General features: G+C 41.4%; 17 protein-coding genes. 6 read left to right on the top strand and 11 right to left on the bottom strand.

The genetic code is table 11. From position 1 onward, the window contains the following. Positions 1-121: 121 nt before the first annotated feature. Positions 122-1,840 carry a M23 family metallopeptidase gene (locus HMPREF9331_RS07260; RefSeq protein WP_016420348.1) on the bottom strand — a complete coding sequence of 573 codons (1,719 nt, stop codon included), beginning with the start codon at positions 1,838-1,840 and terminating at the stop codon, positions 122-124. Between the two features lie 170 nt (positions 1,841-2,010). Here HMPREF9331_RS07260 and HMPREF9331_RS07255 point away from each other — a divergent pair, with 170 nt between their 5' ends. From HMPREF9331_RS07255 to HMPREF9331_RS07245, 3 genes are read left to right on the top strand one after another with little or no spacing between them, the layout of a single operon-like run. Continuing rightward, on the top strand, positions 2,011-2,472 hold the full coding sequence (locus tag HMPREF9331_RS07255; RefSeq protein WP_016420347.1) for a FixH family protein: 462 nt from the start codon (positions 2,011-2,013) through the stop codon (positions 2,470-2,472). Continuing rightward, positions 2,473-3,171 carry a sulfite exporter TauE/SafE family protein gene (locus tag HMPREF9331_RS07250; protein ID WP_016420346.1) on the top strand — a complete coding sequence of 233 codons (699 nt, stop codon included), beginning with the start codon at positions 2,473-2,475 and terminating at the stop codon, positions 3,169-3,171. Positions 3,172-3,183: 12 nt separating this feature from the next. Then, positions 3,184-4,857: a C45 family autoproteolytic acyltransferase/hydrolase gene (locus HMPREF9331_RS07245; protein ID WP_016420345.1), complete on the top strand. Its 1,674-nt coding sequence runs from the start codon at positions 3,184-3,186 to the stop codon at positions 4,855-4,857. Here HMPREF9331_RS07245 and HMPREF9331_RS07240 read toward each other — a convergent pair. From HMPREF9331_RS07240 to HMPREF9331_RS07225, 4 genes are all read right to left on the bottom strand, one after another. Next, on the bottom strand, positions 4,824-5,936 hold the full coding sequence (locus tag HMPREF9331_RS07240) for a hypothetical protein (RefSeq protein ID WP_016420344.1): 1,113 nt from the start codon (positions 5,934-5,936) through the stop codon (positions 4,824-4,826). The two genes, HMPREF9331_RS07245 and HMPREF9331_RS07240, sit on opposite strands and share 34 nt — an antisense overlap. 223 nt (positions 5,937-6,159) lie before the next feature. Further along, positions 6,160-6,921, bottom strand: a complete 762-nt coding sequence (locus HMPREF9331_RS07235; protein WP_016420343.1) for a hypothetical protein — start codon at positions 6,919-6,921, stop codon at positions 6,160-6,162. Positions 6,922-6,926: 5 nt separating this feature from the next. Then, a complete protein-coding gene (locus tag HMPREF9331_RS07230; RefSeq protein WP_016420342.1) occupies positions 6,927-8,246 on the bottom strand; it encodes a cation:proton antiporter in 1,320 nt (439 codons plus the stop codon). A 262-nt stretch (positions 8,247-8,508) separates the two neighbouring features. Beyond that, positions 8,509-8,877, bottom strand: a complete 369-nt coding sequence (locus HMPREF9331_RS07225) for a hypothetical protein (RefSeq protein ID WP_016420341.1) — start codon at positions 8,875-8,877, stop codon at positions 8,509-8,511. 365 nt (positions 8,878-9,242) lie between these two features. Between HMPREF9331_RS07225 and HMPREF9331_RS07220 the strand changes: the two genes are divergently transcribed. The 3 genes from HMPREF9331_RS07220 to carA all read left to right on the top strand — a co-directional run bounded on the left by HMPREF9331_RS07220 (position 9,243) and on the right by carA (position 15,142). Beyond that, a complete protein-coding gene (locus tag HMPREF9331_RS07220) occupies positions 9,243-12,386 on the top strand; it encodes a cytochrome c biogenesis protein CcsA (RefSeq protein ID WP_016420340.1) in 3,144 nt (1,047 codons plus the stop codon). 7 nt (positions 12,387-12,393) lie between these two features. Next, entirely contained in the window at positions 12,394-13,845 is a 1,452-nt protein-coding gene (locus HMPREF9331_RS07215) for a DUF4832 domain-containing protein (RefSeq protein ID WP_016420339.1), read from the top strand. Positions 13,846-14,029: 184 nt separating this feature from the next. Continuing rightward, positions 14,030-15,142, top strand: coding sequence for a glutamine-hydrolyzing carbamoyl-phosphate synthase small subunit (gene carA, locus HMPREF9331_RS07210; RefSeq protein WP_016420338.1), 1,113 nt, complete (start codon positions 14,030-14,032; stop codon positions 15,140-15,142). A gap of 466 nt (positions 15,143-15,608) precedes the next feature. Here the strand turns inward: carA and atpA are convergent, their stop codons facing one another. From atpA to HMPREF9331_RS07175, 6 genes are all read right to left on the bottom strand, one after another. Continuing rightward, positions 15,609-17,189, bottom strand: coding sequence for a F0F1 ATP synthase subunit alpha (gene atpA, locus HMPREF9331_RS07200; RefSeq protein WP_016420336.1), 1,581 nt, complete (start codon positions 17,187-17,189; stop codon positions 15,609-15,611). A 183-nt stretch (positions 17,190-17,372) separates the two neighbouring features. Continuing rightward, entirely contained in the window at positions 17,373-19,799 is a 2,427-nt protein-coding gene (locus HMPREF9331_RS07195) for a DUF2339 domain-containing protein (RefSeq protein ID WP_016420335.1), read from the bottom strand. Positions 19,800-19,848: 49 nt separating this feature from the next. Further along, a complete protein-coding gene (locus tag HMPREF9331_RS07190; RefSeq protein ID WP_016420334.1) occupies positions 19,849-20,745 on the bottom strand; it encodes a helix-turn-helix transcriptional regulator in 897 nt (298 codons plus the stop codon). A 5-nt stretch (positions 20,746-20,750) separates the two neighbouring features. Then, positions 20,751-20,978, bottom strand: a complete 228-nt coding sequence (locus HMPREF9331_RS07185; RefSeq protein ID WP_016420333.1) for a hypothetical protein — start codon at positions 20,976-20,978, stop codon at positions 20,751-20,753. 72 nt (positions 20,979-21,050) lie between these two features. After that, complete coding sequence (locus HMPREF9331_RS07180) at positions 21,051-23,195, bottom strand: DUF262 domain-containing protein (RefSeq protein ID WP_016420332.1); 2,145 nt, start codon at positions 23,193-23,195, stop codon at positions 21,051-21,053. Continuing rightward, on the bottom strand, positions 23,188-24,939 hold the full coding sequence (locus HMPREF9331_RS07175) for a DUF262 domain-containing protein (RefSeq protein WP_016420331.1): 1,752 nt from the start codon (positions 24,937-24,939) through the stop codon (positions 23,188-23,190). Before HMPREF9331_RS07175 ends, HMPREF9331_RS07180 begins: the two co-directional genes overlap by 8 nt. Positions 24,940-24,983 lie beyond the last annotated feature (44 nt).

Below are 24,983 nucleotides of genomic sequence, written 5' to 3'. Positions count from 1 at the left end.
TTGAGATAACAAAAAAACGTCCTCAGATTTTCATAGATTTTTATAAGACATAGGCACGAGCTACAAGACAAACGACAGCGAATAGAAATTAGTCGTTTGTCACTTGTCATTAGTCACTAAATCAGGGTTTATACACCAAAGGAATGGTCAGCACACTTTCGTTGCCCACTTTGTCGGCAACGGTAAGTTCAAAAGTATAGTCTTCATCGGGGGTGAAATAGCGGTCGGCAAGGGTAAATGTGAGTGTCTTATCCTTATGCTCATACTCCATAAGCACCCATTTGCCATTGATTGTAGCGGAGAATTTGCCTATACCACTGAAATCATCGGTAACGTTCACCTTGAGCTTGTCTAGCTTGGCGATATTATTCTTTACCTTAGAAAAGTTGAGTGGCTTTATCACAGGCGCTTTTGTATCGGTTGTCAATACAAAACGCCCTAAAGTCTTCACCTTAGCCGAAACAATATTGTCCTTACGATAGGTGTATTGGTAATATTTCTTAGAATTTTTACCCTTTACGGAGGCTACACATACATAAGGAAGTTGTGCTTGGGTATATTTGGAAGCATCAAATACGACATTGTATTGATTTTTGAGAGGTTGAGTCGGCGCCAAGACAGAAAGTGTATCCCCATTTTGTCTTACCTCAATAAAAGTATCTTGGAAAAAGGTATCTTCGGGGATATATACGGACATGTTTTCCGTTTTATACATATTATCGCGCTTGGCAACAAGAGGTGTCCCCTTGCTTTCTGGACGAAGGCCTGTGATAGGCTCTTTTTTACCCTCTATAGTAAGGTTGAGAGTGGTCGTGTTTCTATTAAAATCCTCTATTTTGACCTCTACAAGGTAGGTCATACCATCCTCCACTTGGATAATTCCATCACTTTCCTGTGGAGTGGTGTAGATAGAGAGCTTATTCTGAGGTTCCCTGTATAAGTGCTGCACCCTTGCACCTGTTTTTACATAAAGAGGGTAGTCAATAAGGGTATTCAGGTAAGGGTCTTCACCCTTTATAAGTTCATCAAAGGTATAAGAGAGTTTCTCGCTGCCATTGACCCATAGGGAAATCTTGTACACCCCATAGGAGTTGCGAGTGCCTGTCATCTTATCCAAGGTATATACGCCCAAGCCTATACGCCCTTGAGCAGTAATCTTGGAAGTGAGGTATTCGTCCGTATTCTTATCCTTGCCCAAGAGTACATTGCGCTCCTCTTGTATACCCTCAATAGCGGACTCCTCTCCTATGGGATAGGCCACGAACTTATATACCAAGGGAGCTATATCATCTTCATTAGGATAGCCAAAGAGTAAAGGATTGTAGGCATTGGTAGTTTGTGTATCCCGTATCTCGTAGTGCAGGTGAGGGCCAGCGCTGCCGCCTGTATTCCCACTAAGAGCTACCCAATCGCCTTTTTTGACAGGAAAGTCGGTGGGTTTGAACTCTATTTCTACATCGTATTTCTCCAACAGATACTGGCGTTCCTTGACAAATTTCTCTATTTCAGGAGCAAACTTCTGCAAGTGCGCATACACAGTAGTATAGCCATTGGGGTGGTCTATATACATCACCTTGCCATAGCCATAGGTGCTCACTTTGATACAAGAGACAAAGCCCTCCGCAGCGGCATATATCTTAAGCCCCTCCTTGCCATCGGTTTTGATATCTAAGCCTCCATGAAAGTGGTTGGGGCGCAATTCGCAGAAATTTCCTGCATAAGAAAGCGGAATATCCAAAGGCGACCCGAAATAATCCTTAGGGAACTCCCTTTGTGAGGCTGCCTGCTGTTGGGCATACAAAAGAGAAAAAGAAAAAAATGCAATAAGAAACCTTAGCATAGTTGTTAGTTATTAATTATTAGTCATGGCTCATTGCCTCACAGTTCAAATTTGGTGCAAAGTTACTAAAATATCTCTTAGAAAAAGAAAAATAACTATCAAAAAAATCTATAGAATTATGAGCTACAATTCCTTTTTTTGTAGTAAATTTGCTCACAAAAAAGATACCTATGAAATTTACTTGGGGCACAGGCATTCTTTTGGCTATTTTGGCCTTTGCTGGATTTATTATGTACTTTTTTATCATCACTTTAGTGGATAAAAAGTATGATCATGAGCTGGTTACTGAGAACTATTACGCTCAAGAGCTGGATTTCCAAAAGAATATAGATGCCGAAAAACAAACCTTAGAGGCTCATATGCAAGTGGATATTGCTTATACTACGGGCGCCAAAGAAGGCATTCGCCTTGATTTCCCTACTGCTGTAACAGGCAAAGAAGTCATCGGGGTGATTTTTTGCTATCGCCCATCGGATAGCAAACTGGACTTTACCCTACCGATCACGACTCTTGATGGTTGTTCGCTGCTGATTCCCGACAAGTTGCTCACAAAGGGGCGCTGGAATATTCGCGTGGAATACGGCTTTGAGGGAAAGAATTACTTGAGCTTATTTGACAAAGTCAATTATTAGATGTACCTACTGGCTTTCACCTTAGGCCTTGTGGGCAGCCTACACTGCGTGGGTATGTGTGGCCCTATTGCCTTGTTGATTCCTTTGCAAAGACAGCACAAGGGCTTTCGCTACCTACAGTTAGGAGCCTATTTCATAGGCAAGACCCTCGCCTATAGCCTTATAGGGCTTCTCTTTGGCTTGGTAGGGGAAGGGCTTTTTATAGCCGAATACCAGCAAGAGTTCTCCATCTTGGCTGGGCTTGTTATGGTGAGTATGGGGCTTTTTTCGCTCTTTCATATCTCACTAAAGGGCGTTCAGAACCCCTTGCTCAAGGGCTTTGCCCTACTCAAGAATGCTTTAGGGCGACAGCTGACAAAAAAGACACTTTCAAGTTCCTTCACTATAGGTTTTCTCAATGGATTTCTGCCTTGTGGTTTGGTCTATACTGCCCTCTTTGGTGCCTTGACTATGGGAAACCTATGGGGTAGTATGGGCTATATGACGGCTTTCGGGCTGGGTACCATTCCACTGATGCTCCTGCTTGTGCTTTTGGGAAATTTCCTACCAGTGGCCTTGCGCCGCCAGCTGAACCAGTGGCTACCTATAGTGGTTATTATCGTTGGGATTCTCTTTATCCTACGTGGTCTGGGGCTGGGGATTCCTTACCTCTCCCCTGCTGATACGCACTTATTACTGCACCCTAAGGCTGATTGCTAACTCTTTATACCCATGAAAAATGTCTGCTATGCGCTCCTTCTTTTGCTTTGCTCTTGTGGGGTCTTCCACAGAAAAATAAGTCCGCCCAATGTCTCTTCATACTCCGCACAAACACCTGTGGTAGCGCATATTAAGGATTCCTTATACTACTTTGAGGATAACTATCTTATTCGAAACCAACAAGGGATATGGGAGCTATACCTTTCAGGCAATCCTCTGCAATTGGGGCTCAACTCTGGCGCACTTACCCAAAGACTTTATCATAGACAAGACAGCTTATTATTCAGCAAATTAAAAGACTTTGTTCCCTCCGAGCGCAAACAGCACTTTCTCTACCGTTTCCTTAAGTGGTTCAACCGAGATATTGACCACTATATCCTCCCTATTTATAGGGCAGAACTCTATGGGCAATCCCGCTATGCCGATAGCCTTTTCAACTACATTGCCCCCAAGTACGAACGGAGTCTATACCTACACTCAGCTCATGACATAGGCCACGCCCTACAAGATTTGATGCTGGTAGGCTGTTCCTCCTTAGCTGCTTGGGGAACTCATACCCAAGGCGGCAAGCTGCTTATCGGACGCAATTTTGACTTTTACCTCTCGGACGATTTCGCTACTGAGAAGCTCGTCCGTTTTGTTCGTCCGACGGAGGGTTATCCCTTTATGTCCTATGCGTGGGGCGGTATGATCGGAGTCATGTCGGGCATGAATACCGAAGGGCTTACGGTAACCATCAATGCAGGTAAGTCCAATATACCCCTGAAGGCACGCACCCCTATTTCGCTCCTATGTAGGGAAATATTGCAATTTGCTTCCACTACTGAGGAAGCTATTGCTATTGCCAAAAAACGAAAAGTATTTGTCTCCGAGGCGATTATGGTAGGTAGTGCCAAAGAAAAGAAGGCTGTCATCATAGAAGTATCCCCAAAGAAATTCGGTGTATATGAGGTCGATAATGGGCTACTACTCTGTACCAATCACTTCCAAAGTACCCCCTATGCCAAGGACAAAAAGAACCGCAAGCAAATCCAACAAACCCATACCGCCTACCGCTATAAGAAGCTACAGGAACTCACCCAAGGCGATACCCTTACCCCTACCCATATGGCCGCTATCCTGCGCAATACCGAAGGGCTAAAGGGCAAAGCTATAGGCTATGGCAATGAGAAGGCACTGAACCAACTCTTGGCCTATCATAGTGTGATCTTCTCACCCGAAGAGCGCATCGCTTGGGTATCCACTGCCCCCTATCAGCTGGGGGAATACATAGCCTATGACCTCAAGGAGATTTTCAAAGGAGAGACATTCGCTCCCCATACGGCATATCCACAGACCCAGCGGAATATCCCTGCCGATCCTTTTGTGCAAACACAAGCCTATAAGAATTATGAGCTATACCGACAGTTGGAAGAGAGGCTTACGAAGCAATTACGAGAGAAAGCACTTATAGAACCCTCTGATTATCGGGATCTTACGAGCCTAAATCCCGATTATTGGAAAGCTTATTACCTATTGGGGGAAGCCTATTGGGCAAATGGGCAGTACGAAGAGGCTCAGGAGCAGTATAAAATAGCCCTCACCAAGGAGATTCCTTATACTGTAGAGCGGGAACAAATAGAAAAGCGCATTCTTCTCTACCAGCCTTCGTCTCATTCTTCGTCTCCTTCGTCTTCTTCTCCATAGCCAAAGTAGTACTCTTCAAAAGAAAAATGTTCAAAAGGAATCTCACCAAAGTCTTTTGTAGAGAATTGTTGTTCTTTCTTTCCATCTTTATAGGAGATAATTCCCAAACGATGTAGTAACGCCTTGTCTTTTTCTACTTGGAAGGTGATATAATAATCTTGGTTATCATCACCATCCTCTTCTATGTTCTTAATCTGGTGTTCTATAGTGAAATATTTCCCCTTGGTTACCAAATTGAAGTGATTACTATAATTCTGCTTGGAAGGGTAATAGCAGAGATCATAAAGCAGTCGGTAGTTGTCCTCTCCTTCACTTAGCAGCAATGCATACAAGGAGGCTTCTACCCCTTCTCCTTGGGGTGTAAAGACAAAGATATGATCTTTGTAGCCATCACCATTGAGGTCTGCCGCTTTTTCTTGGTCTTTTCTATAGTCACCTGACGACTCTATACGCCTAACAAATGCGGGGATATCGGTTATATGCACCCTATCCAGATCAGGTTTCATCAGCAGTTTCCATTGCTCATCTATGGATACTATATAGTTATAAATCTTCCATAACTTATCGGATATCTCAATCAAGGGAGCTTTTGTCCATTTGCCATCCTTAAGACTATAGATGGCATACTTAGCTGGAATTTTGGCTTCATAGCCCGATGGGTCAGAAGAGGGCTGTAAATATTTTTTATCCATGACGACAAGCATCACATTGAAATGCTGAGCGATTTGCTCAGCAGACATGTCTTTTATTGGATCAAAGACTGTATCCACCCACTTTTGTTCATCACCTCTGTACATAGCCGCCTGTACTACTTTCAGATCAAACTGCTCATCTTTAGGAAAAAGATAGACATCTACCCAGCCGAAAGGATTCCCTTCTATAGGGCAAGCATTATAAACATAGTAATAACCAGATTCCTCAAATTCTGCTCGCTTATCTAAGTCAAAACGCGCACAACTGATGAGGTTATAGAGCTTTTGCTCTATCTCATCGGTCAGAGGCAATTCCGTAATGGTAGGTGTATGTTTGGGGCATCCCCACAAAAGAAGTGCTAAAAAGACTAAGAGGATTCTATACATATTATAGTTTTCTCTTTATAAGGTACAATAACAGATGCCATAAATATCTACAAATATAGACGCTATAAACTCACGTCTCTACCTTGTTTATGCTATTTTGCCTCTACGCCTACTCATATCATTTTTTACAATCCTCTTCCGATTGTCTATAACTCTTCACCCACATACCCAACTCCAAGTATTCGCTGGCTTTACTTTTCATTCTTCATTTTTCACTTTTCACTTAAAAGTATTCTATCTGTCGTTCAATAATCGTTGTGGGTTTGCCATCTTGGTATTCAAAGCGTCCTATCCAATTGCCTTTTTTATCATATTTGTACTCAAAACTCTTCTTCTGAGCAAAATTTCTATTGAGCAGTGAGAGGATTCGATCACAATCCCCATGGCTATTGTAGCGATATTTGGCCTTATTGAGAATATTCTCCCCCTTATCCACTATATGTTGTTCCTGTTCTAAGAGGCGCCCCTTATGGTCATAGGTAGAATTGAACTTGGCCGAGAAATCATCGCGTAGAAAGTTACTTTCGGTTTCTCTTCCTGCCTGATCATAGACGAAAAAAGCAGAATACTGTAACGTCCCCTCTTGGTCATAAGTCTCCTCTTTGGTTACATTGCCCCTTCCATCACAATTGAACACGGTAATACCTACTTTCTCCCTTTGAGGATCCAAGTGTAGTTTGTATTTCTTTACCTTCTGCTTGCTATAGGTATATTCGTAGCGCAAGGTCTCTGCATTGCGCTCGTCAAAGAATATTTCCTTGACAAGGTTACCCTGTGCATCAAAGGTTTTTTCTATGTTCATCTCGGCCAGAAGCGACCCTTTTTGAGCTACTGCACCATTTTCCTTGACATGGTAGCCCCTGATACGAAGTGTTTTTACCCCCTTGTGTAGAAATTCATGCTCCCAATCTGTCCTCTCTTGTGCATAAGAGTAACAGACTAAAGCAAATAGGCTAAGTACATGTAACCAATGGCTTGTATTCATTTCATTTACAAATCGTTTTGTGTATTTAACTTGCGCTGATGTGCGGCTCTTATACGCTTAAGGCGAATCATCACCTCGTCTCGGTGCAAGGCATCTTTGGCTACTTTACCCACGGTAAGTCCCTGTACCAAAATAGAGAAGAGCACCACTATATAAGTAACCTGCAAGAGGGTTTCCTTCATCACCCCCTGATCCTGAGGGATAGAAAGCACCAAAGCAATAGAAACGCCGCCACGTACCCCCCCCCATACCATGGTAATAAGGGAACCTCGCGAATAGGAGCTAACCTTGCGCAAGATTGTCTGAGCTGGGATATAAATCGCCAAGGCACGACCCAAAAGACATACCACAATGGCAATCCCGCCCAAGAGGAATTGTTTGTCTAAATTATCTATCAAAAGCATCTCAAACCCGATAAAGAGGAAGAGAATAGCGTTCATGATCTCATCCACAATCGCCCAAAACTTACTCAGGTAATCCCTATTCTCCTCACTGCTGGCCTTCTTGCCTACATTACCTACAAAAAGCCCTGCAATAACCATCGCCAAAGGCGAAGACACATGGGAAGCCTTGGCTATCAAGAAACCACCCATCACTACCGCAAGGGTTACCAAAACACTCACATGGTAGTCATCGGCCTTCTTCATCATCTCGGAGGCAATCCAACCCAAGATAGCCCCTAAAAATATCCCTCCCCCTGCTTCCAAAAGGAAGAGCTTGGTTATAGCATTAAACGAAGGTTCAAAAGTAGCGTCGGTAGCCAGCTTAAGCACTACGGCAAACATCACTACGGCTACCCCATCGTTGAAGAGAGATTCACCTGTGATCTTTGTCTCAATACGCTTAGGTACATCGGCCTGCTTGAGTACTCCCAAAACCACAATAGGGTCGGTAGGTGAGATGAGCGTACCAAAAAGTAAGCAATAGACATAAGGGATATCTATCCCTATCCAAGAGGCAATATAGTAGAGTAAGCCCGAGATAAAGAAAGCCGAAAGTACCACACTTATCGTCGCATAAGTGAGGATCGGGAGCTTATATTCTTTTAGGTCAGAGACATTGATATGCAAGGCCGCTGCAAAAAGTAGGAAGTTAAGCATGGCACTCATTAGAATTTCTGTAAAATTAAACCCCTCTAAGAATGCTTCCAACCTATGCGCTAAACCCGAAAAGATAGCCCCTCCGAAAAGGCGAATCCCTACCGATACCATCATGGCAATCACCATGATCCCAATGGTCATCGGGAGCTTTACATACCTGACATTCAGATAAGAGAACACAGCAGCTAAAACAATAATTACTGAAAAGGCGTAGTATAATTCCATAGAGTCTTTTATTTTGTTGCAAAAATACAAAAATAATAATAAATAACAAACGACTAAAGAGAATTTTATTCCTTAGTAATACGCTATTTCGTACCTGGATAATTCTACGGGAGAATCACTTATAACAAGTCTTTCTATAGGATTATGATATGTATCTTCTTGATAATAGTACTGCCTCCTATAAGTTTCTCCTTCTTGACTAACATAAACCTCTTCTACAAGGTGCTGACACTCATCATAACATTCTCGCCAACGAAGTTTCCTATACAGAAGAGTCTGGCAGTGTACTTTTAGACTTTGTCTTTTTACTTAATTTGGTTTGTGTTTTTTTAGCTTTCTCTTCAAGTAACAGCTTTTCAAGCAATTCATTTTGAGCAAACCACTCCTGATAAGTACGTCTGTAACCGGTTGTAGGTTTTGTTGCCTGTCGAGGTGTATTGGTTGCCTGTTGAGGTGTATTAGTTGTCTGCTGAGCTATATTCTCTGTTTTTGGAGGTGTTCTCACTACTTCAGAATCAGATGGTTGTACGGCAGGGGTATCTTTAGCAGTGCAAGGTAAGGCTTGGGGGACAGGCTTTTCGTCCTCTATAGAAGCTACAGAAGGCAGCTCCTGCCAATCGTCTAAGGACATAAGTATCTTAATCGCACTGAGTTGTTCTCGTATGGAGGGATAGACTGTTTTCTCTCCTTGCTGTTAGGGTTGCCCATTGGTAATAGCCCAAAGGGCTTGAATGAGTTGTTTTTTCATGACTGTAGTGTTTTAGGGTTACAGCTGACTGAACCCCTTTATTTCTTAAATTTCAGAATACAAAATTACAACATTTTAGAAGCAAAAACAACATCTTATAATAATAAAATGAAGTTGATTAACAGTAATTAGTTGTTGGCAATGTGTGGTCAGTGTCGTAACTCAAAATTCAGAACTCAAAACTCAAAACTTGTTTGCCTTTTATCATTATATTTCGTATTTTTGCCCCTTAGGAAAACACTCAAAAAATGCTTAAAAAACTCACGCAATTCCTTATTTCTACTCGCCTGATGGCAGTGCTTTTCTTGGCCTATGGGGCTGCCCTTGCTATGGGTACTTTTGTGGAAACTTGGTATAATACCGACACAGCCAAAATCTGGATCTATAACGCTTGGTGGTTTGAACTCATCATGGCGCTTTTTGTCATCAACTTTATCGGGAATATTGGCCGCTATCGCCTGCTCAAGCGCGAAAATTGGGCGGTTTTCGTCCTGCATGCCTCTTGGATCTTCATCATCGTGGGGGCTGCCGTTACCCGCTACATCAGCGACGAAGGCAAGCTCGCCCTACGCGAGGGAGAGGAGGCTGACTTTTATACCTCGGAGCTGACCTATATCACTGCTCAGGTAGATGGCTCTTACGAGGGACAACCCTTACGCAAGGCCAAACAAACCGAGGTGCTCTTCTCCGAATTTACCTCCAACTCCTATAGCTGGTCTTCTGACTTCAAGGGAAAGGATTTCCGTATAGACCTCAAGCGATTTATCGCCCATGCCGAGGCTACCTTTGTAGCGGATCCCCAAGGTGAATCCTATCTGAAGATTGTAGAGGCCGCTGGCGGAGAAGGACATGAGCACTATCTCAAGAGTGGCGCTACTGAAAACTTCCATGGCCTGCCCATCTCGCTGAACAACCCTACCGAAGGAGCTATCAACCTACAAATAACCCCTGAAGGAAGCTATATTCATACCCCTTATATGGGTAGTTATATGACCATGGGAGACCAAAAGGTATTTGAGGTAGCCAAAGATAGTATGCAGCCTCTCCAATATCGCTGCTTGTACAACATAGGCGGCATGCGCTTTGTTCTGCCTGAGCCAATGCAAAAAGGGAAAATGGTCATGGCCTCTATCCCTGAGAAAAAACAAAATGCAGGTGATCTCAGTGCCCTTATGATGACTATCACCTGCGAAGGTGAAACCAAGAAAGTGGAGGTCATCGGTAGGCGTGATGAGATCAACCCTCCCTCCTCAACAGAGGTAGGCGGACTTACCTTCCACCTAAGCTATGGTTCGGTGCGTACGCCCCTGCCTTTCAAAGTGAGGCTGGACGACTTCATCGCTGACAAATACCCTGGCACCGAGCGTAGTTACTCCTCTTTCAAGAGTAAAGTAACTGTAACCTCACCAGAGGAGACTTTCAAATATGATATCTACATGAATAATATCCTTAACTATAAGGGCTATCGCTTCTTCCAAGCCAATTTCTTCCCCGATGAGAAAGGGACTATTCTTTCTGTCAATCACGATTTCTGGGGAACCTTGCTCACTTACATAGGCTATACCCTACTCTATATAGGTCTTATCGCCAGTATGTTCTTCGGAAAGACACGTTTTGTCCAACTGAGTCAAAAACTCAAAAAGCTCTATGACAAACGCCGAGGTGCTCTTACTCTTTTGGCTTTGCTCTTTTCCGTAGGTGCCTATGCCCAACATGATTCTTTTGAACTGACCCCCAAGCAGATAGACTCGCTTATCAAGGCCACTACTGTCAAGAAGGAACATGCCGACCGCTTTGCTCACTTGGTAATCCAAGACGAAGACGGCCGTATGAAGCCAATCAATACCTTTGCTTCTGAATTGCTTAGAAAAGTCAGCAAGGCCGATACTTTCCGCGGACTGGATGCCAATCAAGTTTTCCTCTCCATGCTGCTGAATCGTCAGCTATGGTACAATGTGGATTTCTTCTATATCAAAAAAGATAACGACAGCTTACACAAGATTTTAGGTGTAGAAAAAGGCCTTAAGCGCGTAAGAGCTTTGGATTTCTTGGATAAGGAATATAACAACAAACTCAATCCTTACTTAGTGGAGGCCTATTCCACCTCCAACCCTAACCAATTCCAAAAGGAGTTCAAGGAAGTAGATACCAAGATGCACCTTTTGGAGCGCGCTCTTTCGGGGAGTATGTTGCGTATTTTCCCACTGAAAGACAGCCCTAACAACAAGTGGATTTCTCCATTGGACATCTACGAAAATCCTACCTATACGCAGGACACCCTCGAAGCAGGCTTTATCAAGCACGCTTTCCGCTGGTACCTCTCCTCTGTGAAAGATGCCGTGGAGACAGGTGATTACAGTGAGGCCGATAAGATCCTTGGCGTACTCCAGCAGAACCAACGCGCCGTAGGTAAGGCGGTAATTCCTTCCGAAAAACAGATAGAAGCCGAGATACTTTACAACAAGTATGATGTCTTCAAAAGCCTCTTTAGCTGGTACTTATATGTAGGAACAATCATGTTTGTCGTGCTTATCGCGCGTATCTTTAAGGAGCGCAAAGCGCTGCGTATCACCACCCAAGTATGTACAGGATTGCTCTTTTTCCTCTTTGCCCTACATACCGCTGGGCTTGCTTTCCGCTGGTATATCTCAGGCCATGCCCCATGGAGTGATGCTTATGAGAGTATGATCTATGTGGCATGGGCAACTATGGGTATTGGATTGTGTTTCGCCCGTCGCTCACCACTGAGCCTCGCTTCCACCGCCTTTGTAACCTCCATGATCCTGATGATTGCCCACTGGAACTGGCTTGACCCTTCCATAGGCAACCTACAGCCTGTACTCAACAGCTACTGGCTGATGCTCCACGTAGCGGTAATTGTAGGTAGCTATGGCCCTTTCACCTTGGGTATGATCTTAGGGGCTATCAACCTCTTACTCATGATTGTCACCACGGCGAAGAACCGAGAAAAAATCAAGGGTGTAGTAGATGAGCTAACTATCGTCAATGAACTAGCCCTTACCGTGGGACTTATCATGCTCACCATTGGGAACTTCTTGGGTGCCCAGTGGGCTAATGAGAGCTGGGGACGCTACTGGGGATGGGATCCGAAGGAGACTTGGGCGCTGGTGAGTATCATGGTCTATGCCTTTGTCATTCACATGCGTATTGTCCCCTCCTTACGTGGCATATGGGGCTTTAACTTTGCCAGTGTGGTAGCCTTTGCCAGTATCCTGATGACCTATTTTGGGGTTAATTTCTACCTTTCAGGACTACATAGCTACGCCAGCGGAGAGAAAGTGATTACTCCAAACTTTGTCTATTATGCGGCTGTGTTTGTCATGATTTTAGGCATTGTGTCTTTTATCAGAAGGAAGAATCTAAAAGAATAGCTTTTCCATGAAACCTATTCTTCTATTACCATTCTGCTTACTGCTCTTTGCCAATTGTGAGAAAACCAATTCTGAAGCAGCACCTTCTGTCCCTACAGATTATGATCAAATGCAAATAAAACAGTATATCGAAAGTCAGGCAAATATCCTTAATCCTGAACGAGGATTCTATACGCATCGTGGTTTCTCTGCAAGCAAGAACGAAATGCTCTCGGCAAGTGATATCCAGAAATATCGTGAGGAAGGCATCTCCCTTGTGTTCACTATATACTATCTAAAGGAATTCCGTGACAAACCTATATCTGAGGCTTTTCTTGAGCTAATCCGCCACAATATGCGGGTGCTGCGTGAAGAAGGGAATAAGGCTATTGTGCGCTTTGCTTATACTTCTTCTAGAGAAGAAAGACCTTGGGATGCCCCTTGGGAGATTACCCAAAGACATATAGCTCAACTCAAACCCATCCTCCAAGAATATTCAGACGTAATTTGTCTGATGGAGGCTGGTTTTGTAGGTGTGTGGGGAGAATGGTACTATACAGATAATTATGTATACAAACCTAAAGAGGAGGCGTATGCTCCCAGAGCACGTGTTCTTGCAGCTCTTTTGGATGCGCTCCCCTCTGATAGAATGATTGCTGTGCGTACACCTCAGGCCAAGCTCCTAACCCAAGGTATCACCCCAAAGGATACACTCAGCCTTTCGACAGCCTTCAAGGGAACACCTCTGGCTCGTATTGCCGCCCATAATGACTGTTTTTTGGCAGACGAAGATGATAGAGGCACCTTTGCTAATAACCTCACATATAGAAATTATTGGGAGGCCGAAAGCAAATATACTGCTATGGGAGGAGAGACTTGTGCACTTTCTTCCCTAGCGACATGTAGCCATGCTTTAGCCCAATTCTCTCAATATCATTGGTCTTACCTCAATCGAGACTATCATCAAGATGTTTTCAAACAATGGAAGGGAGGAAAATGCCTCAATGAAATTCAAAAGCGATTGGGTTATCGCTTTTCTCTAATGAAAGGTTACTTCACCAAAAATCCCAAAATAGGAAGCCCCTATCAGATAGAATTACTACTGAAAAATACGGGATGGGCATCTCCTTTCAACCCTCGCAGAGTGGAGTTATTGTTCATATCTGAAGAAAAACCTAATGAGAAATATAGAATTCCCTTAGCCGATGATCCTCGTTACTGGTTTGCAGGAAAAACAAATACACTAAAGACTACTTTCTTGCTACCGCGTGGCATGAGCAAAGGAAAATATACTATCTTCCTAAACCTACCCGATCCGCGAGAGCCTCTTTCCAAAAGAAAGGAATATAGTATCCAATTAGCAAATAAAGATATATGGAACTCTCAAAAGGGATATAACAAGATACAAGAGGTCACACTCTCTGAAATAGGAGAAAATAACCTAAGAGGTATCCCCTCTTTAGAAAAATTCACAGAGTAAAAACAATGCTATTTTATTTGGAATAAGGCGTTACTTACTGAAAAACATAGCCTTACAAGTCCTAGCCAATTTAGGAAATCTCTTCCCCTTAAAAGCAAGATTGGCTATCAAAATTTAATTAAAAAACCAAGTATAGTCAGAAAAATGACGTATATTTGCAGCACAGAATCATGGTGATTATCCAATGAAATATACACAAAAAAAACCAGCAATTGTCCTCTTGGAGGACGGCACTGTTTTCTATGGAAAAGCCGTAGGAAAAGAAGGTAGTGCTTTTGGTGAAATCTGCTTTAATACAGGGATGACTGGCTATCAGGAAATCTTTACCGACCCCTCCTACTTCGGGCAAATCATGGTAGCAGCTACCGTTCATATAGGCAATTACGGAGCTTTCTCCGAGGAAAACGAATCCGACGGGGTGAAGATTGCAGGACTGGTATGCCGCAACTTTAGTGAGTATGGCTCCCGCCCTATTAGTGAAGAGTCCTTAGGCGCTTTCCTTGAAAGACAAAATCTCTTTGTAGTAAGCGATGTGGATACTCGTGCCTTGGTGTCCTACATACGTGATCATGGGAGTATGAATGCGGTACTCTCCACCGAAGTGGACAACATAGAAGGACTCAAAGCCCAGCTCAAGGCGCAACCTTCCATGAAGGGCTTGGCCTTAGCCCCTGAAGTATCCACCAAGGAGGCTTATTTCGTAGGAGATGAAAATGCCCCCTATCGTGTGGCTGCCTTGGATCTGGGTATCAAGCGCAATATATTGCGCAACTTGGCGGCTCGTGGTGCCTATATCAAGGTGTTCCCACATACAGCTACCTTTGAAGAACTTAGTGCTTTTGCCCCTGATGGCTTCTTCCTTTCCAATGGCCCTGGCGACCCTGAACCACTAACCGAGGCCATTACACTTACTCAGCAAGTTATTGACAGTGGTAAGCCTGTATTTGGCATTTGCTTAGGTCACCAGCTCATTGCCCTCTCCCAAGGAGTACCTACCTATAAGATGCGCAATGGCCACAGAGGAATCAACCACCCTGTAAAAAACCTCCTTACAGGCAAGAGTGAGATTACCTCCCAGAATCATGGTTTTGCTGTTGATAAGGAATTAGCGGAAAAGAACCCCAATATAGAGATCACCCACCTACACCTCAATGATGGTACTGTAGCGGGTATTCGCCTAAAGAACCGCCCCGTATTCAGCGTACAATACCACCCTGAAGCAGCTCCAGGCCCTCATGATGCAAGCTATCTTTTTGATGAATTTATTACAAATATAGAAGCATATAAAAGAAAATAAATAACGTGAGTTCGATATACAAAAGCTCCCCCTGATTTTCACGGATTTCACAGATTCTCTATGTTTGTGTAATCATGCTGTTAAGATTTGCACTTAGTTGTTGTATCATTCTCTCTGTGGAGTCTGTAGGAGAAAAAATATAATTTTATTTATGTCGAACTCATGTTAGCTTTAGCAGATGTAGCAGGTTGTTTTTTAAAAAACACATATATGAAAATTTTTTTTATATTTCTGATTATTCTATGTTTGGCTTTAGAGGCTTTTATCTCATGTCTTCTTCTGCTAGAAAAGATAAATTTATCAAATTTCATATTGACTTCTGTAACAAATTCTCTTATTACCATTTGTTCAGTTTTGAATGTGAAGAAAATTATTGAAAAAGGTTCAAAATAGAAACCCATAAAATAATAGAAGGCTGTCCAGATATTTAGGACAGCCTCTTTTCTTACATTATGGAAACTTGAGGTTATTTTGTATAGTTCTGAGCTATATCTTTAGCTACTTTTTCCAATACAGAAGTAATCTCATTATTGATTTTTCCTGCTTTGAGTTCTGCAAGGGTATCTTGGTGAGCTGTGCGAAGGTTATCTAAGTATTCTTTTTCAAACTCACGTACGCGCTCTACTGGAACTTGGCGCAATAGGTTCTTAGAACCTACATAGATAATCGCTACTTGGTCTTCTACCTTGTATGGAGTATTAGAAGATTGTTTAAGGATTTCCACATTGCGCTTTCCTTTCTCAATCACGTTGCTGGTAGCTGCATCAAGGTCAGAACCGAACTTAGCAAAAGCCGCCAATTCGCGGAACTGTGCTTGGTCAAGCTTAAGGGTACCTGCTACCTTCTTCATAGACTTGATCTGAGCGGAACCTCCCACACGGGATACAGAGATACCCACGTTGATTGCTGGACGCACCCCAGAGTTGAATAGGTCTGATTCGAGGAATATCTGTCCGTCGGTGATAGAAATCACGTTGGTTGGGATATAAGCGGAAACGTCACCAGCTTGAGTTTCTATCACAGGAAGTGCGGTAAGAGAACCACCACCCTTTACAAGGTGTTTGATAGAATCAGGGAGGTCATTCATATTGCGAGCTACATTATCGTCCTTAATCACCTTAGCAGCGCGTTCCAAGAGGCGAGAGTGCAAGTAGAACACGTCCCCAGGATACGCTTCACGTCCAGGCGGGCGACGAAGCAAGAGGGATACCTCACGGTAAGCCATCGCTTGCTTGGAAAGGTCATCATAGATAATAAGTGCTGGGCGACCTGTATCACGGAAGTATTCCCCAATAGCTACCCCTGCAAAAGGCGCATATACCTGCATAGGTGCTGGGTCAGAAGCATTGGCCGCTACGATAGTAGTATAGGCGAGTGCTCCTGCATCTTCCAAGGTTTTAGCGATCCCTGCTACAGTAGAGGCTTTTTGACCAATGGCTACATAGATACAATACACTGGATTACCTGCATCGTAGAACTCTTTTTGGTTGAGGATCGTATCGATACATACGGTAGTTTTACCTGTCTGTCTGTCCCCGATTACAAGCTCACGCTGACCGCGCCCAATAGGAATCATAGCATCAATAGCCTTAATCCCTGTTTGCAAAGGTTCATTTACGGGTTGGCGATAGATTACCCCTGGCGCCTTACGCTCGAAAGGCATTTCGTAAAGTTCGCCTAAGATAGGGCCTTTACCGTCAATAGGTTCACCTAAGGTATTGATTACACGTCCTACGATCCCCTCCCCTACTTTGATAGAGGCGATGGTTTTGGTACGTTTTACAGTGTCCCCTTCTTTTATTTGGGTAGAAGAACCAAGGAGTACCACCCCTACGTGATCTTCTTCAAGGTTAAGCACCATTCCTTCTTGTCCTGATTCGAAATGGACAAGCTCTCCGTTTTCCACTTTGGAGAGACCGAAAATGCGAGCAATCCCATCTCCTACTTCTAATACCGTCCCTACCTCTTCTAAAGATACCGACGCATCGAAGTTTGCTAATTGTTTCTTAAGAATCGCTGAAACTTCAGCCGCCTTTATTTGTGCCATTATTTTTATGTATGAATGTATTCTTTATTTTGCCTTTATTTATAAAAGTTACCTATTGACACTTCTATAAATTTCCGTGCAAAGATACAAAAAAAAATCAAACCCACCAGCAGTTAAATCACTTTTTTTAGTGACAAGTTACTAGTGACAAATCCTATTATGGTATTAGTCACTTGTCATTGGTCACTTGTCATTATTACGTATTTTCTTATCATACTTCACATAGAGGAAGGAAGCGATCATAAGCAATACACCAAGTATGACCAATACCACCACTCTAGAAATAGTACTTAGGTGCGCTATATCATAGAAAAATAGCTTGACTAAAGTAAAGAGAATTACAGATATACTGGCTATTCGCATATAGCTTTTGCTCTGATGTATTCCCTTTACAAGCATGAACACACCATAAGACACCCATAAGATGCTCAGACCCAATTTGTAATTAGCCGTAGCTCCCAAAAGTTCTGTCCAGTGTAGCCATTCGCTACTTACCACCCATAGAACAACCCCATAAAGCACCAAATCACGTACCTTATTGTTTTTGAAGTTGATAGCCTCTGCATCGAGCAACTTGTACGTCTGCCATAACAACAGAGCAAAAGCCAATAGAGCTATATAACGGATGATTACATACATCATACCAGGGGTATAACTTAGGTATAGCCCTCTGAGTTCGCTGAGCAAATACAAGCCTTGTGTGAGCATGATCATTCCTATAACAAGATTGAAAACCAAGTTGTTAAACAAGATTTTTTCTTTGCAAATATAGCGCGTATCTATCCATGTAAAGAGTGCAAAGTAAGCCACTGTATAGACAATAAGCCACATTTGCTTAAAGTACTGCAAACTATCATAGGCTTTCATTCCTGTATCTGCTTCTACTACATATTGGTTTATCCTTATCGCCCAATAATTATATATCTCTATATAAAAAGTGGCATATAGCACTATAAATAGGAGTATATTGATCCCATAATCAAACGTTTCTGAGGCCTTTTCCCTATAACGGCTATTGATATAGGAGATCCCCGCCACTATACCCACATAAAGCAATGAGTTAAGGAAGGTAGTATTGAGAAAAGCTGTTACCTTCTCTGGAATTGAGGCGACATGTTCCTGCATTTCTATCCAATTAGTCCAAAGGCTAAAAGTCGCTAAAGGGAGTACTATATAGGAGAGCATCTCATACATACGGATTTTTTTGGTACGTCCTACCCAGAAGAGACCTCCTGCTTCCATTGCCCAGAAGAGAGTAATCCAAACCCCTTCAAAATAGATAGGTATGGTAAGTGTCCCAAAAGAAATGGCCAAGATAAGACTTAGGTACTTCAGCTCCTTGGAAGCGCCCCGACTACGGGTATAGTAATACACCAAGAAGTGGAAGAGCGCATTGGCCAAAGTGAATACCGTTAGATAATCATGTGTCTGCTCAAATACACTTTCAAAGGTAAAGGATAGCCCTAACGAATAGAATAACAAGGTGTTAGAGAGCAAAATAAGAATATCCCCTATGGTAAAAGTATCCTTTGCCCAGAGCTTGCGTACAATGAAGGCAAAATGGAAAATCAGGTAATACACCAATAGGAATGAGAAATAAAGTCCCTGGTTATCGTTGTATTTGAACACATGAAGGGTCAGGTAAAGTGCCCAAGTAAAGACAAAGGCCGAATGATAGAGCCAGCGCCATTGCTTATAGAAGGATATAATCAATATCCCTACATTGATAAAGGCCACATAGGAGAAGAGCACCCATACATGTCCGCCCCCATTGCTAAGCAAGAAAGGCACCGCATAGCCCCCTACCATACCAATAAGCGCAATAATCTGCTGGTTGTAGCTCAGAGCAAACCAAATAGTGGCAACTGTCACAAAAAACATCAGTGCGAAAGCTACCCCTGTGGGGAACATCTGGTAAAAGTCATACGCTACATAGGTCAGGAAATAGAAAATCGCCATCGCCCCACTGACGAGCACTGCACTGAATTTCTCATACTTAGGCTTTAGGTAATAGCCCACTGCAAAGAGGGCACCCCCTGTGAGGTAACCCAAGATAATACGCATGGTAGGACTGATAAGATCATGGTCTATGGAGTACTTCACCCCAATAAACACCCCAATAAGGATAATGGCAATCCCAATCTTATTAAAGAGATTACCCCCAATGAAGCGTTCCCAATCCTCTTTTTTTATCAGTTTAGACCACTCTATCACAGGTTTGTTCGTATCTTTAGAAGCAGAAGCAGCAGCCTTAGGAGGGGTAATAGGTGCCTCAATAGCTACCTTTTGGATAGGTTTTTCTATGACCTCTTCTGCCTTTGGTGTTACAACCTCTTGCGCCTTCGCTGCCGGTGTCTCTTGCTCTTTGGGCGCTGGTGCCTCTTGCACCTTTGGCGCTGGTGCTTTTTCTATAGATGGGATTATCTCTTTGTCTGTTACTGGTTGAAATACCTCTTTAGGTTTGGGTACGTCTCCCTTAGCTGGGGCAGCTGTAGAAAGCTGCTCCAACTGGCTCTGCATTAGTAAGACTTTTTGGATAATATAAGACTGGTTGCGGAGGATTCCGTCCAATTTTTTGTCCAAGGAAGCCCATTTGTCCTCTAAGCTCATAATTATATGATTTTATTAGGGACAAATGTACGAAAAATTTTCCAATTTGCTAAGTATATTGTTTGTATGCTGCCTTAAGGCGTGCTTTAACCTGCTGGGCTAAGGAGACGGGAGCGAGTACCTTTACCGAATCGCTAAAAGAGCAAAGTCGCATGACCAAGTCGTAGGGAGCTTCCCCATGGGGAAAAGCAAGGGTTAGCTGTACGCGCACCTCTTTATCATCTTCAAAAACAACTACTTGCGATGGGTGTAGCTTGAGTGTTTTAGCATATTGTCCTTGCTCATAGTTGAAAGAAAGGAGTATCTGTTGGCATGGTTCGCCTTCAGCCATGGAGATCCCATAGAAATGGTCAAAGAACGTTTCCATATCCAATTTTTGGCGTTTTACCTTTGTCTCTGTTACTCTTAGGCCGCTTATGCGGTCAAAGGCAAATGCCTTGAGCTTGAAAGGTGGTTTGTCGTCCGTAGCGATAAGGTACCAGCGTCCTTGGTATTCCCTTACAGCATAAGCCAACACCTGTCTTTCGGTGGACTCTTCCGAGTAAAAAGCCTTGTAGAGGAAAGTAATCAAGAGGTTTTTGTCAATAGCCGTAAGGATAGGGTCAAGCATCTCCAACCCTCTTTCGGGTTGGGGTTCCACAAGGAGGATATGCTGATCTTTTGCCCTTCGGTAGGCCTCCATAAGCAGGAGGTGGTCTAAGAGCAGTTGTTGGTCTGAGAGGGTTTCAGGATCTATTGTCCATACCTTTTCCTTAGCATTAAAGACAATCTCTATACCAAAGGCACTTTCTATATCATCAAAGTCTCTCCTTATGGTTCTATCACTGAAGTTTATTCCCTCTTCCTTCAATTTTTCACTAATTTTTTGTGCTGACAGACCCTTTTTATTAGCTGTAAGCAAACTTACTATACGTACTAAACGTTCTATTTGGATTGTTTTTGCCATGATTTTTAAGGGTTAGTGGTTAGTGATTCTAATAGGTGTTTCCATATGCGTATGTCAATCTCAGCGAAGCCTTCGCCTACGCCATAGTTACCAACTTCTTCCTTTAAGCGGATAGGCTGGGGGCTATTCTTTTGTACATAGTCTAAGAAATTAGCCCCTTCACCGCCTATACCTAAAATAAGCGTCCCTGTGGGGAACTGTCGATTAAGAATGTTTGTTTTTACCGTATTCATGTTTTTTAATTTTTGATTACGGTGCAAAGGTAATGCTCATGTTGGACAAGCTACGACCGACTAAGAAAAAATTTAGAGAGAAGAGGAGAAAATTTTCTGCAAGGCTTCTTCTGTGCAATCCTGTCCATTTTTGGTGATTTTGGTTTTATCCGTATTATAATAATACCAATATTCTTCATTATTATAGATAAAACTAACATTCCAACCCCAGAAGAAAGGAATTTTCTTTCCATTGACTTCTAACTGCTGTTCAGTAGTAATGATACCTTCCTCTATGGCTTTTGCCAATTTACTATTTCGTTCATGAGTAACAATATACTTAAACTGTTCTTTACGACCATTGTATGGATATAGAATATAATTCTCTGATTCCCATCGTAGATAACATTTTTCACAAATAGCAACTAATAACTCTGTTTGATATAGGTTCTTAAGTGTTTTCTTATATAATTCAATGTTTTCATTGTTTTTCTCTAAAGAAGGTTCTTCTGTGATAAATACTTCTAGCTTATTTTCATTGTCTAATAAAGTTAAAAAGTGTTTGGTTATACGATTTTCCTTTTCTTTATAAATCGTCTTTAGAATATATGCTTTCCAATTATCTTTACTTGAATCAAAGTTTAAGTTCCAAACTAAGCTCCAATGATCAAGTCTACTAATCAGAGCTCGCAAAAGAAGTGCATTTTCTCGATATTTCCCTTTTACACCATTCTCATCAAACATTTCTTTGGCTACCTCATAGCGTTTTTTGAAGAGGTCTAAGTTATTTTCTGTTTCAAGAAGTAAGAAACCTATATCCCCCTTGAACATAGAGTGGTCTTCCGCTTCCCAAATAGCCCCTTTCCATTGACTGTCAGCAACAATACGTTTTGCTTTATCTATTTCCTGGGCTACTTGATAGGAAGCAAAGTTTGATTGGATAGCAGTTTTACTAAGGTAACTATAAATATCTTGCATTCCTTCTAAGAACTCATTCATTAGTCTGATAGCTCCTATAAAAGTTTGAGCACTATCGATAGTAACATTCTCAACAATGTTACGTACTACCCTGATAAAATTTTCTCTACTTGCTTGGTCCTTAACCTTTATAAAGAGCTCACTAAGGGCATAAAAGAAAATGCGTTGAGGGTAGGTAGCTCCCTTATAAACTTCTCCTGTTCCTTTATTTTCATCTTTAATAAATTCTTCAAAAAAACCTCTTTTGTTATCAGTATTGTAATATTTCCATAGGTTTGTTTCTATTGAAATATTTTCTACGGTGCTATAGAAGTTTAAGTAAGACATAAATAGATTGAAATCACTTTCTTCAAAATCTTCAACTCTTACGCTGAGAGGATTGTTGAATAGTTCTTGGACTCTTCTTTGTTGGGCTTCACTATTTTTTTCTTTGAGTGCATAACCTATCATAGCCATACCTGCAAAGAAATTGGTTACCTCATAGTCGATAACATTCACATTTCCTCTATATTTCCAAAAAAGATCAGTATAGGCAGTGTCCATTTTTAAGGAAAATGCTTTTCCTTTTTCCCATTGTTCATCGGCTATACGTTTTGTTAGGCTTGCTTTAAAGTTTTCAAACTTAGAGAGTTGTTTGCCACGAGCATTCATCTTAAGGTAAAGCTCATCGGTAAGTTGGTGCTTTTCTAAGTCAAGCCAATAGAAAGTAATGATACCTTGCTCAAGTAAAGACCAATAATGATCTATTGTTTTGTCTTTTAATTGCTTATGAATTTCATCAAGCGTATTGAGCATACCACTTACAGTAGGGTCATGTTGCCAATCGTCATAGAACCAATTTTTGTCCTTTAGTTCAGTAGATAAAATAGCTTGGGTAAAATCTATTTTAAAATCTTCCCCTGTAGTAAGTTTAGCGGTAAAGTCCTTGGCATAATCACGAGTGGCATAGCTAAACTTAATATTCTTAAAAGCATCTATTTTTCCGATTCGTTGTGAAATATACCAATGTAACAGAAACAAAGTTGTCAGGCGTTGTTGCCCATCTATTAGTGTAATGCTATTATCTACCTCTCGACCATAGATGAAATCTAACTCAATAGGAATATTTTTATCTAATGCTTCAATTAAGCTACTAACAAAATCCTTACGAATTTTATCAGTTGTCTCGTCATTTCGTCCTTGGGCATAATCTCTTTGAAAGATTGGAATTTCTATTTTTTTGTTTTGTGCAAAGCTCAAAAATGTTGTTTTATTACTCATAGTTTTTGAAATTTTTAAGGGTTTCTTCTATTTTGTCAAGGTAATTTTTTCTATCGGTAGCACTCCAAGAGAGCAAGCTATCCGTATGAGGCGAATAATACTTTAGGAAAACATTTCGGGTACATAGTGGGATAAAGGTTCCTTCCTCATCTTTTTTTATAATAGTTGTTCTTTTTTGAGGGAAAGGAGCTTTTCCATAACCTCTGTTAGTACTGCTATCTAAAAGAGCAAGATTTGAGAGATTATCAATATCAAATGCTTCTCCCTCTTCTTTAGTGTTAGAGAAATTGTCATATATGTCTTCAATAAGTGTTCCCATTTTATCTTCCTCTTCTTTAAGATCTTCCTCTCTATTATTATTCTTTTCAACAGCTAATACCTCTTCTATTCGAGCACTATATTTCTTAATAAGTTCTTCATTCCCGCTTTGTAGCAGCCAATTTTTAAACTCCTCTAACCATTCTTTTTGCTCTTTAGTGTTATCTGCCTTAGCATGAATATGTTCTATATCCCAACTTATGTTTTGATATTGGTAAAAAGGGAAACGATTGATCTCATCTTTTGAATTTAAAATAGAAATAATATTAAATATAAGTAAGGTTTTTTTAGCCTTATCTCTATCTTTGCTATAACTAACTTTTCTTATATCTCCTATTTTTTCTATTTCTTTGCAAATTTTTTCTTTGATATGGTTTTTGAAATCCTTTTTAGAAGTACTTTTTTCTTTTACAGATAAAATATCATCTATATCTTCTCCTAAATGAATTAGTAATCCTATAAGGTGATAGAGTTCGAAATCATGATACCATTCCTTGAATCTTTGAAAAATATGCTTTATCTCTCCCCAGCGGTTAGTTACCCATTGGGAAGCCTCTTTTTGGGAGTCTTTGAAATCTTTTTCAAAAGCAAAAAATAAGGCATGTTCTCCAATTTTGTCAGGATCTTTGAAAATAGTAGAGAGCGATAGTAGTTTGTCTATGCGAGTTGCTCCAGGAGCTGTATGGGAGATAAAATACCAAAAGTTTTTGTTTTGTAATTCATTTTCTATTCTATCCCATTGCTGTGCTATCTCATTTTGTTGGAGCTGTAATACCTCAGACTGTTTTGTTCCTTTCTTTAAGTTGATTAAGAAAAGAGCCTTGATTAGTTCAGCTTCTGTCAGTGGTATTTTATGGCTGTTGATACGTGTAAAGAGTTCTATACTATCTATATTTCCCTCCACTTCATACCAAATGACTTGAGTTTTATTCAGTAGTTTATCTAAAAAACGCTTTTTATCTCTACTTTCCTCACTTTCCTCAGCAAACCAGTCTTGTATGGTTTGGTAAGCCTCAAAGAAGTGATAGTTATCTACATTATCTTTATCAGGATGGGCATCTACCCAGTCTTTCCATTCTCCAGCAATAGCTAAAGAATCAATCTCTTTTATAAACTCAGCACTTTTCTCGCGTGTTTGGTAATTCAACTCAAACGTATCTTTCCCTAAATATTTTAGGATAAGATAGATGGTAGTACAACGCTGTTGCCCATCTATGAGTTCTTTCTCCTTACTTACTTTTTCTTCCTTGATGACAATAGGTTGTAGGCAATAAAATTCATTTTCTTTTTGAGGCTCAAACTCGTAGATATCATCCAATAACTGTTTAACCTCTTCCCCTGTCCACTTATAGCCTCGTTGGTAATCCTTTACCAGGAAGTGGAAGTTCTGAAAGTCTTTAATAGCCTTTAATTCTAAGTCTGCCATAAATAATTTATTTTTAATGGGTTATTTATCTGTATATAATTATT

The organism is Capnocytophaga granulosa ATCC 51502, assembly GCF_000411115.1.
GTDB classification, from domain to species: domain Bacteria; phylum Bacteroidota; class Bacteroidia; order Flavobacteriales; family Flavobacteriaceae; genus Capnocytophaga; species Capnocytophaga granulosa.
Note: the sequence above shows the minus strand (reverse complement) of the source record. Positions and strands in the feature narration are given on the sequence as shown.